Below are 14,478 nucleotides of genomic sequence, written 5' to 3' on the forward strand. Positions count from 1 at the left end.
AATGGCGCATATTGTAACCCTAAACACCCCGTCCAGAGAAGATTGGTTATCGCAACTTGCCGATGTAATCACCAGTCCTGATGAATTGCTACGTCTTCTTGAGCTCGAACAGCATACCGATTTGCTGGCCGGCCGGGAGGCGAAGCGACTTTTCGCCCTGCGTGTTCCCCGCGCGTTTGTTGCCCGTATGGAGAAAGGTAATCCTGACGATCCATTATTAAAACAGACGCTTACCTCGCAGGAAGAGTTCATTACGGCACCGGGCTACAGCACCGATCCGCTGGAAGAGCAGAACAGTGTGGTACCGGGTTTGCTGCACAAGTATCTGAATCGCGCTCTGCTGCTGGTGAAAGGCGGCTGTGCGGTAAATTGTCGTTATTGCTTCCGTCGACACTTCCCGTATGCCGAAAATCAGGGCAATAAACGCAACTGGCAGGTCGCACTGGACTATATCGCCGCCCATCCGGAACTGGATGAGATTATTTTTTCCGGCGGCGATCCGCTGATGGCGAAAGATCATGAGCTGGACTGGCTGCTGACCCAGCTTGAAGCCATCCCGCATATTAAGCGTCTGCGCATTCACAGCCGTCTGCCGATTGTCATTCCGGCGCGAATCACTGACGGACTGGTCTCCCGCCTGGAGCAGTCTCGTTTGCAGGTGCTGCTGGTGAATCATATCAATCACGCCAATGAAATTGATGATGCTTTTCGTGCCGCAATGGTGCGTTTGCGTAAGGCAGGCGTGACGCTGCTGAACCAGAGCGTGTTGCTGCGCGGCGTGAATAATAATGCCCGCGTGCTGGCGGACCTCAGCAACGCCCTGTTTGATGCGGGGGTGATGCCCTATTACCTGCACGTACTGGATCGCGTTCAGGGCGCAGCGCATTTCATGGTGACGGATGAAGAAGCGCGGCAGATCGTGCGTGAACTGTTAACGCTGGTGTCAGGCTATATGGTGCCGAAGCTGGCACGTGAGATTGGCGGTGAACCGAGCAAGACGCCGCTGGATTTACAGCTAAGGCAGAGCTAGTTTCCCTTCAGCCTAACCCTCTCCCACAGGGAGAGGGAAAAAGGCAATCAGTTCGGGCACTTATAGACCTGGCCATTCATCTGGCTGGCGGTTGGCACAAAGCTGGACAACATACCCTGCGTCGGGCTGCTTACCCCGTAAATCACGTTGCCACCCATCGCTGCAGCCTGGTTACGCAGGGCATTTGCTGCACCACGCATAGAGCCACCCTCTTCGCCATGCTGGCCCGACATCCAGTTGCTTTGCTCACCGGTTGCCGTGCCTAAAAACTGGCACTCGTTACCCGGCTTATCTTCCACAAAGCGAACGCCCTGACCCGCTGCAGACAGCTCATTGCTGGAGCTACAACCCGCCAGCAGCAATGCTGCTCCTACGATCCCTGCACAGACTTTTACGCGCATGTTATTCCTCGTTTTCAATAAGCTGGACAATAGTTGTCCGTGTGTAAACCTTATACTAAAAAGATGACCAAAAGAAAAACCCCCGAGCATTTCTGCCCGGGGGTTTTTCACATTCTACGACGTAAAGCGCACGATTACATCATGCCGCCCATTCCACCCATGCCGCCCATACCACCAGCAGCACCTAAGTCAGGCGCATCGCCTTTAGGCAGGTCGGTTACCATGCACTCGGTAGTGATCATCAGACCCGCTACAGAAGCCGCGTACTGCAGAGCAGAACGGGTCACTTTAGTTGGGTCCAGAATACCGAAGTCGATCATGTTGCCGTATTCTTCCGTCGCCGCGTTGTAACCGTAGTTACCTTCGCCCGCTTTCACGTTGTTGGTGACAACAGAAGGTTCTTCACCGGCGTTGGAAACGATCTGACGCAGAGGCGCTTCCATCGCGCGCAGCGCAACTTTGATACCCACGTTCTGGTCTTCGTTCTGACCGGTCAGGCCAGCCAGTTTAGCGGCAACACGCACCAGCGCAACACCACCACCCGCAACCACGCCTTCTTCTACCGCAGCACGGGTCGCGTGCAGGGCATCGTCAACGCGTGCTTTTTTCTCTTTCATTTCAACTTCGGTAGCCGCACCAACTTTGATGACCGCTACACCGCCTGCCAGTTTCGCTACGCGCTCCTGCAGTTTTTCACGGTCGTAATCAGAGGTCGCTTCTTCGATCTGCTTACGGATCTGACCAACGCGGCCCTGAATAGCGGATTCTTCACCCACGCCATCGATGATGGTGGTGGTGTCTTTGTTGATCACAACACGTTTCGCCTGGCCCAGGTCTTCCAGGGTCGCTTTTTCCAGCTCCATACCGATCTCTTCAGAGATCACGGTACCACCGGTCAGGGTAGCGATATCCTGCAGCATGGCTTTACGACGATCGCCGAAGCCAGGTGCTTTAACCGCAGCCACTTTCACGATGCCACGCATGGTGTTAACCACCAGGGTCGCCAGCGCTTCGCCTTCAACGTCTTCAGCGATGATAACCAGCGGTTTGCCTGCTTTCGCAACGGCTTCCAGCACTGGCAGCATTTCGCGGATGTTGGAGACTTTCTTATCAGCCAGCAGGATGAATGGGCTTTCCAGCTCAACAGCGCCAGTTTCTGGCTTGTTGATGAAGTATGGGGAGAGGTAACCGCGGTCGAACTGCATACCTTCAACCACGTCCAGTTCGTCTTCCAGACCGGTACCGTCTTCAACGGTGATCACGCCTTCTTTACCGACTTTGTCCATCGCTTCAGCGATCAGTTTACCTACGGTTTCGTCGGAGTTAGCGGAGATGGTACCAACCTGAGCAATGGCTTTAGAGTCAGAGCATGGTACGGACAGCGCTTTCAGTTCTTCAACAGCGGACGCGACAGCTTTGTCGATACCACGTTTCAGATCCATTGGGTTCATGCCCGCAGCAACGGCTTTCAGACCTTCACTGATGATCGCCTGCGCCAGTACGGTCGCGGTGGTGGTACCGTCGCCTGCAGCGTCGTTCGCTTTAGAGGCCACTTCTTTCACCATCTGCGCGCCCATGTTTTCGAACTTGTCTTCCAGCTCGATTTCACGTGCAACAGAAACACCATCTTTAGTGATGGTTGGCGCGCCGAAAGATTTATCCAGCACTACGTTACGGCCTTTCGGGCCCAGGGTCACTTTAACTGCATCTGCCAGTACGTTTACGCCGCGGAGCATTTTTACACGAGCGTCGTTACCGAATTTTACGTCTTTAGCTGCCATGTTCTTATTTCCTCAAATTCTCGTGCGTAAATTACGCTTCAACAATTGCCAGAATGTCGCTCTCGGACATGATCAACACTTCTTCATTGTCGATCTTCTCGGATTTCACGCCGTAGCCATCGTTGAAAATGACGATGTCACCAACTTTAACGTCCAGTGGCTGCACAGTTCCGTTTTCCAGGATGCGGCCCTTACCGACAGCGATGATTTCGCCACGCGTTGATTTTGCTGCTGCAGAACCGGTCAGAACGATGCCGCCCGCAGACTTGGTTTCAACTTCTTTACGTTTGACGATCACACGATCATGTAACGGACGAATACTCATTGATAGCTCTCCTTTGAGAAAGTCATTATCAGTTATGGATGACGCCGGGCCGCACGCGGTTTTCCGGCTAGTGCCCTGAGAGATGGGGATAGCTTTTTCCCCCTTCAAGGGGCAGTCGAAAAAAAATTTGCGAAAGTGTTACCATCGCCTCTCTTTGAGTGGTGGCGGGACGATGTCAATGAGTGGACTCAAGCAGGAGTTGGGGCTGGCGCAGGGGGTTGGTCTGCTCTCAACCTCTTTGTTAGGTACAGGGGTGTTTGCGGTGCCTGCACTGGCGGCGATGGTTGCCGGAAATAACAGCCTGTGGGCATGGCCGGTGCTGATTGTGCTCGTCTTCCCGGTCGCGATTGTGTTCGCCGTACTGGGGCGACATTTTCCCAGCGCGGGCGGTGTGGCGCACTTTGTCGGCATGGCGTTTGGCCCTCGTCTGCAACGTGTCACCGGCTGGCTGTTCCTTTCTGTGATCCCGGTGGGTCTGCCTGCGGCGCTGCATATCGCCACCGGTTTTGGTCAGGCGCTTTTTGGCTGGCGCGACGAAGCTCTGCTCCTGGCCGAGCTGGGTACACTGGCTCTAGTCTGGTGGGTTGGCTCACGCGGGGCCAGTTCCAGCGCCAACCTGCAAACGATCGTTGCGGTGCTGATTGTCGCGCTGATTGCCGCAATCTGGTGGGCGGGTGATATTACCGTGGCAGAAATTCCGTTCCCGGCAGTGAAAGATATTGATCATTCGCAGCTGTTCGCCGCGCTTTCAGTCATGTTCTGGTGTTTTGTCGGCCTGGAAGCGTTCGCCCATCTGGCCTCTGAGTTCAAGCATCCCGAGCGCGATTTTCCGCGTGCCCTGATGATTGGCCTGTTGCTGGCAGGCACCGTGTACTGGGCCTGTACCGTGCTGGTGCTGCACTTTGACGCATACGGTGCAGATAACGCGGCCGCCGCTTCGCTACCGGGGATTGTGGTGGAGCTGTTTGGTGTAAAAGCGCTCTGGGTGGCCTGCGTGATTGGCTATCTGGCCTGTTTTGCCAGCCTGAATATTTACATCCAGAGCTTTGCGCGGCTGGTGTGGTCACAGGCGCGCGATAAACCGGCGAGTCGTCTTGCGCAGTTGTCTAAACGTCAGTTGCCGTTGAATGCGCTTAATACCGTGCTGGGGAGTTGCGTCCTGAGCACATTGTGTATTTACGCGCTGAAGATCAATCTGGACGCGCTAATCATCTACGCCAACGGCATATTTATTATGATCTACTTGCTGTGCATGCTGGCGGGTTGTCGTCTGCTGAAAGGTCGCTATAAAGCACTGGCGGTTGTCGGGGGAATACTTTGCCTGCTGCTACTGGCGATGGTGGGCTGGAAGAGTGTGTACGCCGTCGTCATGCTGGCCGGGCTGTGGGTGGCGCTGTAGTAGGCCCGGTAAGCGAAGCGCCACCGGGCAACAACATCACCGATCGTCTTTATGATCTAAACGGTCGTGCTGGTCATCCTTACGCTGATACTCCCCTTCGAAGGTATCACCAGGCCCGGTGCTGAACCCGCCGCCCGGCATCCGGCTAAAACGCAGATGCGGCAGCAGCTTCAGGGTCAGGTGTTTTTGCACCGGCGGCAACAGCAGCAGCAGACCCAGGAAGTCGGTGAAGAAGCCCGGCAGGATTAACAGCAAACCGGCAATAATCAGCGATACGCTTTTGATCATCTCTGCCGCCGGACTCTCGCCTGCGGCCATCTTCTGCTGCATTAACAGGAAATTTTTGAAACCCTGATTGCGTACCAGCGACATGCCGATGACGGAGGTGAAAATCACCAGAATCAGCGTCAGCAGGACGCCCAGCACATGGGCGACCTGGATAAAAATCGAAATCTCAATGTAAACATAGAGAAAGAAAGCAATAAACGGTATCCAGCGCACTGGCGTCTCCTGTGTGGCAGGTGCCTTTTGGCCCCTGTCTGAATGTGTTCGCGACACGCGTCTGTAAGAGATGAGGACGGTTAGCTAAAATTCAATCGGTTTGCACGGATATTTTTTTTGGAAATATTAAAGCGGTGACCCATTTCACAGATTAATAATTATCATGGAATCGGGTCGATAATAAGTGATCCAGCTTACGGCAATTCGCTATCATCAGCATATGATCTCGAGCAATTGGCCGATTGAGGGAATAATCGTCGGTCAGAAAATATTCAAAACCACATAAATACTGTGTGTTTAGTACAATCCATCGGCAGCTTGAAAAGAAGGTTCACATGTTAAACAACATTCGTATCGAAGAAGACTTGTTGGGTACCAGGGAAGTTCCAGCGGATGCCTACTACGGTGTCCACACTCTGAGAGCGATTGAAAACTTCTACATCAGCAACAGCAAAATCAGCGATATTCCTGAGTTTGTCCGTGGCATGGTGATGGTGAAGAAAGCGGCAGCGCTGGCAAACAAAGAGCTGCAAACCATTCCTAAAAGCGCGGCAAATGCGATTATCGCGGCCTGCGATGAAGTGCTGAACAACGGCAAATGCATGGACCAGTTCCCGGTTGACGTCTATCAGGGCGGCGCGGGCACCTCCGTCAACATGAACACCAACGAAGTACTGGCAAATATCGGCCTGGAGCTGATGGGCCACCAGAAAGGTGAATACCAGTACCTGAACCCGAACGATCACGTCAACAAATGTCAGTCCACTAACGACGCCTACCCAACCGGCTTCCGCATCGCGGTTTATGCCTCCGTTGTGAAACTGGTCGACGCCATCAACCAGCTGGGCGACGGTTTCCAGCGCAAAGCGGTTGAGTTCCAGGACATTCTGAAAATGGGTCGTACCCAGTTGCAGGACGCGGTACCAATGACCCTCGGTCAGGAATTCCACGCGTTTAACGTGCTGCTGAATGAAGAAACCAAAAACCTGCTGCGCACTTCCGAGCTGCTGCTGGAAGTGAACCTGGGCGCCACCGCCATCGGTACACGTCTGAACACGCCGGACGGCTATCAGCAACTGGCGGTTCAGAAACTGGCCGAAGTCTCTAACCTGCCGGTCGTGCCAGCAGAAGATCTGATTGAAGCCACCTCCGACTGCGGCGCCTACGTCATGGTACACAGCGCCCTGAAACGTCTGGCGGTGAAACTGTCCAAAATCTGTAACGACCTGCGCCTGCTCTCTTCCGGCCCACGCGCTGGCCTGAACGAAATCAACCTGCCTGAACTGCAGGCCGGTTCATCCATCATGCCAGCCAAAGTGAACCCGGTCGTGCCAGAAGTGGTGAACCAGGTTTGCTTCAAGGTTATTGGTAACGATACGACCGTGACCATGGCCTCTGAAGCCGGTCAGCTGCAGCTGAACGTCATGGAGCCAGTGATTGGCCAGGCGATGTTCGAATCCATTCACATCCTGACTAACGCTTGCTACAACCTGCTGGAAAAATGCGTTAACGGCATTACCGCGAATAAAGAAGTCTGCGAAGGCTACGTGTACAACTCCATCGGGATCGTCACCTACCTCAATCCGTTCATCGGCCACCATAACGGCGATATCGTCGGTAAGATTTGTGCCGAAACCGGTAAGAGCGTGCGTGAAGTCGTACTGGAGCGCGGACTGTTGACCGAAGCCGAGCTGGACGATATCTTCTCGGCCCAGAACCTGATGCACCCGGCATATAAAGCGAAACGATATACCGATGAAAGCGAACAGTAACCGTTCAGGCTAAGCTTCCGAAAGGCACGTCACTTGTGACGTGCCTTTTTTCTTTTTAGGCGTTACCAAAATACAACAATTCAATATCAACTTGTTAATAAGCAAGGCAGGTCCTTATGTTTGGAGCAGAACTCGTCATCGTCCTGTTGGCGATTTATTTGGGAGCAAGACTCGGGGGTATCGGCATCGGTTTTGCCGGCGGTCTCGGGGTGCTCGTTCTTACCCTTATCTTTCAGATTAAACCCGGCGCAATCCCGTTTGACGTTATCGAAATCATCATGGCAGTTATTGCCGCTATCGCCGCCATGCAGGTGGCTGGCGGTATGGACTACCTGGTGAGTCTGGCGGAGCGTATGCTGCGCCGTCATCCTAAATACATTACCTTCCTTGCCCCGCTGGTGACCTGGTTTATGACCATTCTCGCCGGTACCGGTCACACTGCCTTTTCCACGCTGCCGGTAATTACCGAAGTGGCAAAAGAACAGGGTATCCGTCCATCTCGCCCGCTCTCTATCGCGGTGGTGGCCTCCCAGATTGCGATTACCGCCTCGCCTATCTCCGCGGCAGTGGTGTTCTTCGCCGGTATCCTGGAACCCATGGGCGTAAGCTATCTGACGCTGCTGGCGATCTGTATTCCGGTAACGTTGATTGCAGTCATGATCACCGCCGTGCTGTGTAACTTCCTCGGCGCTGAACTGAAAGACGATCCGGTTTATCAGGAACGTCTGGCCAAGGGCGAAGTGAGCCTGCGCGGTAGCCAGGTCTTCGAACTGAAGCCGCATGCGAAACGCTCCGTGGTGCTGTTCCTGATCGGTATCGTGGCGGTGATGTTCTACGCGACGGCCATCAGTGACACAGTAGGCCTCATTCAGAACCCGGTTCTGCCGCGTAACGAAGCGATTGTGGTGTTCATGCTCACGATTGCGACGCTGATTAGCATCACCTGTAAAATTGACACCAGCGAAGTGCTGAATGCCAGCACCTTCAAATCTGGTATGAGCGCCTGCGTGTGCGTACTGGGTGTGGCATGGCTCGGTGACACCTTCGTGAAAGCGCACATCAGCGACATTCAGACCGTTGCGGGTGACCTGCTGCATAACTACCCATGGCTGCTGGCGGTGGTGCTGTTCTTTGCCGCGACACTGCTTTACTCTCAGGCCGCCACAACCAAAGCACTGATGCCTGCAGCGCTGATGCTGGGCGTAACGCCACTGACGGCCATTGCCTCGTTTGCTGCCGTTTCTGCCCTGTTCGTTCTGCCAACCTACCCAACCCTGCTGGCGGCGGTTGAGATGGATGACACCGGTTCAACCCGCATCGGTAAGTATGTGTTTAACCATGCGTTCCTGATCCCGGGTGTGGTCGCCATTACGCTGTGCGTGATCCTCGGCTTTATCATCGGCGGCGTCGTGCTGTAAACCGCGCGTTGTTGTAAAAATAGTTAAAATCGGGCCGCTCTGCGGCCCGTTTCATTAATGACCAATCGCCTTGCGTGATATAGTGATCCCTTTCGTGATGAGGAGGTCGACTTGTGAACACGCCTGATGCTGTTGTCGTACTGTGTACCGCCCCTGATGAAGCTTCCGCCCAGGATCTCGCCGCTAAAGTGTTGGCCGAACAACTGGCCGCCTGTGTGACACTTCTCCCCGGAGCGACTTCCCTTTACTACTGGGAGGGCAAACTGGAGCAGGAGTATGAAGTCCAGATGTTGCTCAAAACCAACCCGGCAAATCAGCAGGCGCTCCTCGACTGCCTCAAATCTCATCATCCTTACCAAACTCCGGAACTGCTCGTATTGCCAGTTCTCCACGGTGATAACGATTATCTCTCATGGCTCAACGTTTCCTTACGCTGATCCTGCTGCTGTGCAGCACGTCAGTCTTTGCCGGGTTGTTTGACGCGCCCGGCCGTTCGAACTTTATTCCTGCCGATCAGGCATTCGTTTTCGATTTCCAGCAAAATCAGCATGACCTCAACCTCACCTGGCAGGTGAAAGAGGGCTATTACCTGTACCGTAAGCAGGTCAGTATCACACCCGCTCAGGCAAGCGTGGGCGCGCTGCAACTGCCTGCGGGTGAATGGCACAAGGACGAGTTTTACGGCAAAAGTGAAATCTATCGCCAGCGTTTAAGCGTGCCCGTCACGGTGAATCAGGCGGATAAAGGCGCCACGCTTACCGTCACTTACCAGGGGTGCGCCGATGCCGGATTCTGCTATCCCCCTGAGACGAAGATCGTTCCGCTCAGCGAAGTTAACGCGTCTGCCGCTACCGTTGCCCCTTCAGAGGCGAAACGTGAAGGTGAGCCTGCTGCAGGCCTTCCTTTCTCCGCCCTCTGGGCTTTACTGATTGGTATCGGCATCGCCTTCACGCCATGCGTGCTGCCCATGTACCCGCTGATCTCCGGAATAGTGCTGGGCGGAAAGCAGCGTCTTACCACCACCCGCGCGCTGCTGCTGGCCTTTATTTACGTGCAGGGAATGGCGTTAACCTATACGGCACTCGGCCTCGTGGTTGCGGCGGCCGGCTTACAATTCCAGGCGGCTCTCCAGCATCCTTATGTGCTTATCGGCCTGTCGGTGGTGTTTATCCTGCTGGCCTTGTCGATGTTTGGCCTCTTCACCCTGCAACTGCCGTCTTCCCTGCAAACCCGCTTAACGCTGCTCAGCAATCGCCAACAGGGGGGCTCAGCAGGTGGGGTGTTTGCGATGGGGGCTATTGCCGGTTTGATTTGCTCGCCCTGCACTACCGCACCGCTCAGCGCGATCCTGCTCTATATCGCCCAGAGCGGTAATATGTGGCTGGGCGGCGGTACGTTGTACCTGTACGCGCTGGGGATGGGTCTGCCGCTGATCCTGGTCACGGTCTTTGGTAACCGCCTGCTGCCGAAGAGCGGGCCGTGGATGGAGACGGTGAAAACCGCGTTTGGCTTTGTCATTCTGGCGCTGCCGGTATTCCTGCTGGAGCGTATTGTCGGTGATGTCTGGGGTATGCGCCTGTGGGCGATGCTCGGCGTGGCGTTCTTCAGTTGGGCATTTATCGTCAGTCTGGGGGCAAAAAGAGCCTGGATGCGTCTGGTGCAAATCCTCCTGCTCGCTGGCGCTCTGGTAAGCGTGCGTCCGCTACAGGACTGGGCATTTGGCACCCCCGTGGGTCAGACCCAGGCGCATCTGAATTTCACTCAGATTAAGAACGTGGATGAACTTAACAGCGCCCTGGCGCAGGCGCACGGCAAACCGGTGATGCTCGATCTCTACGCAGACTGGTGTGTCGCCTGCAAAGAGTTTGAAAAATACACCTTTAGCGACCCGCAGGTGCAGGGCGCGCTGAACGGGACCGTTCTGCTTCAGGCAAACGTGACCGCCAACAATGCGCAGGATAAAGCCCTGCTGAAGCAACTTAACGTGCTCGGCCTGCCAACCATTTTGTTCTTCAATGAACAGGGTGAAGAACAGCCGGGACAGCGTGTAACCGGGTTTATGGACGCGGCGGCTTTCAGCGCGCATTTGCGCGATCGCCAACCGTAAACAACACTTTAAACGGGACAACCGTTGGGAATAACGGAGGAGAGAACCGTGCAACGCGAAGACGTACTGGGACAAGCCCTGCAATTACTTGAGATTCAAGGGATCGCCAGCACCACGCTTGAGATGGTAGCCGACCGTATCGATTACCCTCTGGATGAGCTTACGCGCTTCTGGCCCGATAAAGAGGCGCTGCTTTATGATGCCCTGCGCTATCTCAGCCAGCAGGTTGATGTCTGGCGCAGGCAGCTGATGTTGAATGAAGAGCTGACCGCCGAACAGAAGCTGCTGGCGCGCTATACTGCGCTGACGGAATGTGTAAGTAACAACCGCTATCCGGGTTGTCTGTTTATCGCCGCCTGCACGTACTACCCCGATCCCGGCCATCCCATCCATCAGTTGGCGGATCAGCAAAAACGCGCGGCGCATGACTTTACCCACGAACTGCTGACCACGCTTGAAGTGGATGATCCGGCAATGGTGGCAAAGCAGATGGAGCTGGTGCTGGAAGGCTGCCTGAGCCGTATGCTGGTGAACCGGAGTCAGGCCGATGTGGATACCGCTCACCGCCTGGCAGAGGACATTCTGCGCTTTGCCCAGTGCCGTATGGGCGGCGCGTTGACGTAAGCGTAATTTGACCTGTTTGCTTCAGAAGTCAGCACATTGCCGCAAACTTAAGCAGTTGAACAGCTTTTCCAGAAATAGTGTTGACGATCGGGTGGGATTGCGGTTTAATGCGCTCCGTTGCCCGGATAGCTCAGTCGGTAGAGCAGGGGATTGAAAATCCCCGTGTCCTTGGTTCGATTCCGAGTCCGGGCACCAAATTCATATCAACGGACCTCCACGGAGGTCCGTTTTTGCATTCTGAGCCCACAAAAATCAATACTTCTACAATCCCTTAATTCCACCTAACTCAATCAACTTCAACCCGTATCAAGTCCCTTGCGAGGGTACAACTGAGGGTATAGTCTGATTCGATAAAATTTATACCCTTTTTACTATCAGGAGACCCCACCAATGGCGCTCACTGACGCTAAAATCCGTGCAGCTAAACCGGATGAAAAACCGTACAAACTTGCCGACAGCGGCAATATGTTTTTGCTCGTTCACCCAAATGGCTCCCGTTACTGGCGGCTCCGCTACCGATTTCTGGGCAAAGAGAAAACACTTGCTCTGGGCGTCTATCCTGAAGTCTCGTTATCTGAAGCAAGGGAAAAACGCGATACGGCGAGAAAGCAGATAGCTGAGGGAACTGACCCGTGCGAACAGAAACGGATCAAAAAATCTGTGCCTGAAACAGCTCAGACATTTGAAGCCATCGCAAGACAGTGGCATAAGAGCAACAAAAAATGGTCTGAATCACACAGTGAGAAGATACTGAAAAGCCTCGAAACGCATGTGTTTCCCTTTATCGGCTCACGTGAAATAACCACCCTCCGGACTCCCGATTTACTTGTTCCCGTTAAAGCAGCCGAAGCAAAGGAGATATATGAAATCGCAGCGCGCCTTCAGCAGCGTATCACTGCAATCATGCGCTATGCTGCCCAGTCAGGCATTATCAGCTATAACCCTGCCGTGGATATGGCTGGCGCTTTAACGACGGTGAAACGCCAGCATCGCCCGGCCCTCGCCTTAAATCGCATTTCAGAGCTCCTTGAACGACTGGATGCATACAGGGGACAACCTCTCACCCGGCTGGCAACTAAACTTACCCTGCTTATCTTCATCCGTTCCAGTGAACTTCGCTTTGCCAGGTGGTCTGAGATCGACTTCAAGAAAGCCATGTGGACCATTCCCCCAGAGCGGAAACCTATTGAAGGGGTGAAGTATTCCCATCGAGGCTCAAAAATGCGGACAGAGCATCTGGTGCCACTCTCTACTCAGGCGCTGGATATTCTGCAGCAGATCCACGCCATCAGCGGAGAACATGAACTGATTTTCACCGGCGACCACAATCCATGGAAACCCATGAGTGAAAATACGGTGAACAACGCATTACGTCTGATGGGCTACGATACAAAGGTCGATGTCTGCGGTCACGGCTTCCGGGCAATGGCCTGCAGTTCACTGATTGAATCAGGATTGTGGTCCAGGGATGCAGTAGAACGCCAGATGAGCCATCAGGAACGTAATGGCGTACGCGCGGCTTATATCCATAAAGCGGAATTTCTGGATGAACGCAGACTGATGCTGCAATGGTGGGCTGATTTTCTGAATGCGAACGCCGAGAAATCAGTGAGCCCGTTTGACTTTGCAAAACTTCAGTCCGGATAGCAACCTACACTAAAAACCGACAGGAAAATGCGGCGATTCAAAAACGCGTGGAACGAGATATAGCATCCAAGTGTGGATGAAATAGCATTTTGGGACGTGTAGACATACCCGATATCCAGAAAGGTGATGATGTAACATCATGCGAATCACATTGAAAATATTTGGAAATAAAAATTACTCATCACCTCATAATTGTTCCCGTATTTAACGAAAATGCCAGGGATTGTAGCTGAGTTTTGCTGGTGTTATATACCATATGTGTGAGTCTAGGTGTCAGAATTGTGTCCTGATGCAGGTAAAAGAGTCAGAGCCATCATGGTCAAGGTAACGATTGTGATCCACTTCGTTACCTTAACATGTTATTTAATATATATTTTAACTCTACTGTGATGAGCTTTGCGTAAACCCCAAAACGCTACCCTCCGTGCCCAGGTTGGAGTGTTGCGTATCAGGTTTTATATGTTGTAATTTACTCAGTATATCTATGGCCTCCTCATTATATATTCCTGCTGTCAGGCATACAGCCTTTAAAACACCAGGCACACCTACCCTATCCCTGACTATTCTTACCGCCTTACTCCCTTCCTCGACTGCTTTAAATTGCAGAGCCTGGCGAGCAACCGGAGATATGATTCCGTAAAGTACCTCAATATAAATACAACTGTCACCGTCTGCCACCTTTTGTCCCGCACGACCAGTCACAGCAAGCATCTCCAGATGTTCACGAGCAGAGTCTGATTCAATCCCATATTGAAGTGCAATTTCTTTGCAGTTAGCTTTATCACCGGAAGCGATTTCCCCTGCCCGCCCATGGAGCGCAGCATGCTCCAGAAGTAGTCTGTCCTCCGGAGAAGAGAGGCCATGAGCGGACATAACAGAACCGATGTGCTCTCCGCTTTTTACCCTTGCCAGAGCAATAAGCAGAACGGCCTCTTGATTATGAGACGTAGCCTGAATTGACTTTATCCTATCACCTGCGAATACCATCAGGTGCTTAAGTGAATGAGCATGTGCACAACCAAATATACGATCCCTCAACGATATGATGTCACTCCGTCTTTTCAGCGCTGAACTTGTCTTGCACACATTATTTTCAGTTGTTTTTTTAACTTTGGGTGTGCCCGACATATTAGTAACGGTGAGCAAATTATGTATTACCCCCACCACTTCATACTGGCCTCCAGATTGTGATCTTGTCATCACATCAGGCAATAACGATTGGTGAACTGGGCTTAGCTCAGGCATGTTTCACTCCTCTTATTTAGCTTAACTAAGGTTAAAATAAAACAGAGGTGATAACTTGCAAAAAACGTCACTATAGCGTGAGGGAGATGCATCCAATTATCAGAACATGTGACCTGCTCCCCGTTGATTAATACACCGCGATGTTAGTAATGTCTTCATAAGCCACATGAGGACATCCCCATGAAGAAGCGTTTTTCCGATGAACAGATCATCAGTATCCTCCGCGAG

13 protein-coding genes and 1 tRNA gene are annotated in these 14,478 nt (G+C 53.2%); 9 read left to right on the forward strand and 5 right to left on the reverse strand.

All coding sequences use genetic code 11. The features are described 5' to 3' along the window. The first annotated feature begins 1 nt into the window (after position 1). Positions 2–1,030 (forward strand): EF-P beta-lysylation protein EpmB, encoded by a 1,029-nt coding sequence (epmB, locus tag ACTJJI_RS12060; RefSeq protein WP_014830361.1) that lies wholly within the window; start codon positions 2–4, stop codon positions 1,028–1,030. 47 nt (positions 1,031–1,077) lie between these two features. On the opposite strand, the gene ACTJJI_RS12065 is transcribed toward epmB, so the two are convergent. The 3 genes from ACTJJI_RS12065 to ACTJJI_RS12075 all read right to left on the reverse strand — a co-directional run bounded on the left by ACTJJI_RS12065 (position 1,078) and on the right by ACTJJI_RS12075 (position 3,537). Continuing rightward, positions 1,078–1,431 (reverse strand): DUF4156 domain-containing protein, encoded by a 354-nt coding sequence (locus ACTJJI_RS12065; protein WP_014830360.1) that lies wholly within the window; start codon positions 1,429–1,431, stop codon positions 1,078–1,080. A gap of 134 nt (positions 1,432–1,565) precedes the next feature. Next, positions 1,566–3,212 (reverse strand): chaperonin GroEL, encoded by a 1,647-nt coding sequence (gene groL / locus ACTJJI_RS12070; RefSeq protein WP_440654194.1) that lies wholly within the window; start codon positions 3,210–3,212, stop codon positions 1,566–1,568. A gap of 31 nt (positions 3,213–3,243) precedes the next feature. Next, positions 3,244–3,537 (reverse strand): co-chaperone GroES, encoded by a 294-nt coding sequence (locus ACTJJI_RS12075; protein WP_003855929.1) that lies wholly within the window; start codon positions 3,535–3,537, stop codon positions 3,244–3,246. Positions 3,538–3,715: 178 nt separating this feature from the next. Between ACTJJI_RS12075 and yjeH the strand changes: the two genes are divergently transcribed. Further along, positions 3,716–4,936, forward strand: coding sequence for an L-methionine/branched-chain amino acid transporter (yjeH, locus tag ACTJJI_RS12080; protein ID WP_440654196.1), 1,221 nt, complete (start codon positions 3,716–3,718; stop codon positions 4,934–4,936). A gap of 36 nt (positions 4,937–4,972) precedes the next feature. On the opposite strand, the gene ACTJJI_RS12085 is transcribed toward yjeH, so the two are convergent. Further along, positions 4,973–5,437, reverse strand: coding sequence for an FxsA family protein (locus tag ACTJJI_RS12085; RefSeq protein ID WP_014830357.1), 465 nt, complete (start codon positions 5,435–5,437; stop codon positions 4,973–4,975). A gap of 335 nt (positions 5,438–5,772) precedes the next feature. Here ACTJJI_RS12085 and aspA point away from each other — a divergent pair, with 335 nt between their 5' ends. The 7 genes from aspA to ACTJJI_RS12120 all read left to right on the forward strand — a co-directional run bounded on the left by aspA (position 5,773) and on the right by ACTJJI_RS12120 (position 13,005). Beyond that, complete coding sequence (aspA, locus tag ACTJJI_RS12090) at positions 5,773–7,209, forward strand: aspartate ammonia-lyase (RefSeq protein ID WP_014830356.1); 1,437 nt, start codon at positions 5,773–5,775, stop codon at positions 7,207–7,209. A gap of 116 nt (positions 7,210–7,325) precedes the next feature. Then, positions 7,326–8,627 (forward strand): anaerobic C4-dicarboxylate transporter, encoded by a 1,302-nt coding sequence (locus tag ACTJJI_RS12095; protein WP_014830355.1) that lies wholly within the window; start codon positions 7,326–7,328, stop codon positions 8,625–8,627. 113 nt (positions 8,628–8,740) lie between these two features. After that, a complete protein-coding gene (gene cutA / locus ACTJJI_RS12100; RefSeq protein WP_440654199.1) occupies positions 8,741–9,064 on the forward strand; it encodes a divalent cation tolerance protein CutA in 324 nt (107 codons plus the stop codon). Next, the gene (locus ACTJJI_RS12105) at positions 9,040–10,734 is read left to right on the forward strand and encodes a protein-disulfide reductase DsbD (RefSeq protein ID WP_440654201.1); all 1,695 of its coding nucleotides are present in this window, start codon (positions 9,040–9,042) and stop codon (positions 10,732–10,734) included. Before cutA ends, ACTJJI_RS12105 begins: the two co-directional genes overlap by 25 nt. A gap of 48 nt (positions 10,735–10,782) precedes the next feature. After that, positions 10,783–11,358, forward strand: a complete 576-nt coding sequence (locus tag ACTJJI_RS12110; RefSeq protein ID WP_014830352.1) for a transcriptional regulator — start codon at positions 10,783–10,785, stop codon at positions 11,356–11,358. Positions 11,359–11,477: 119 nt separating this feature from the next. Then, a tRNA-Phe gene (locus ACTJJI_RS12115) sits at positions 11,478–11,553 on the forward strand. A 195-nt stretch (positions 11,554–11,748) separates the two neighbouring features. Further along, positions 11,749–13,005: a tyrosine-type recombinase/integrase gene (locus ACTJJI_RS12120; protein WP_440654203.1), complete on the forward strand. Its 1,257-nt coding sequence runs from the start codon at positions 11,749–11,751 to the stop codon at positions 13,003–13,005. A gap of 381 nt (positions 13,006–13,386) precedes the next feature. Here the strand turns inward: ACTJJI_RS12120 and ACTJJI_RS12125 are convergent, their stop codons facing one another. Continuing rightward, positions 13,387–14,250, reverse strand: coding sequence for a hypothetical protein (locus tag ACTJJI_RS12125; RefSeq protein WP_440654205.1), 864 nt, complete (start codon positions 14,248–14,250; stop codon positions 13,387–13,389). Between the last annotated feature and the right edge of the window lie 228 nt (positions 14,251–14,478).

Origin of the sequence: Enterobacter sp. 22466, from assembly GCF_052044775.1 — a bacterium.
Lineage (GTDB): Bacteria > Pseudomonadota > Gammaproteobacteria > Enterobacterales > Enterobacteriaceae > Enterobacter > Enterobacter dissolvens.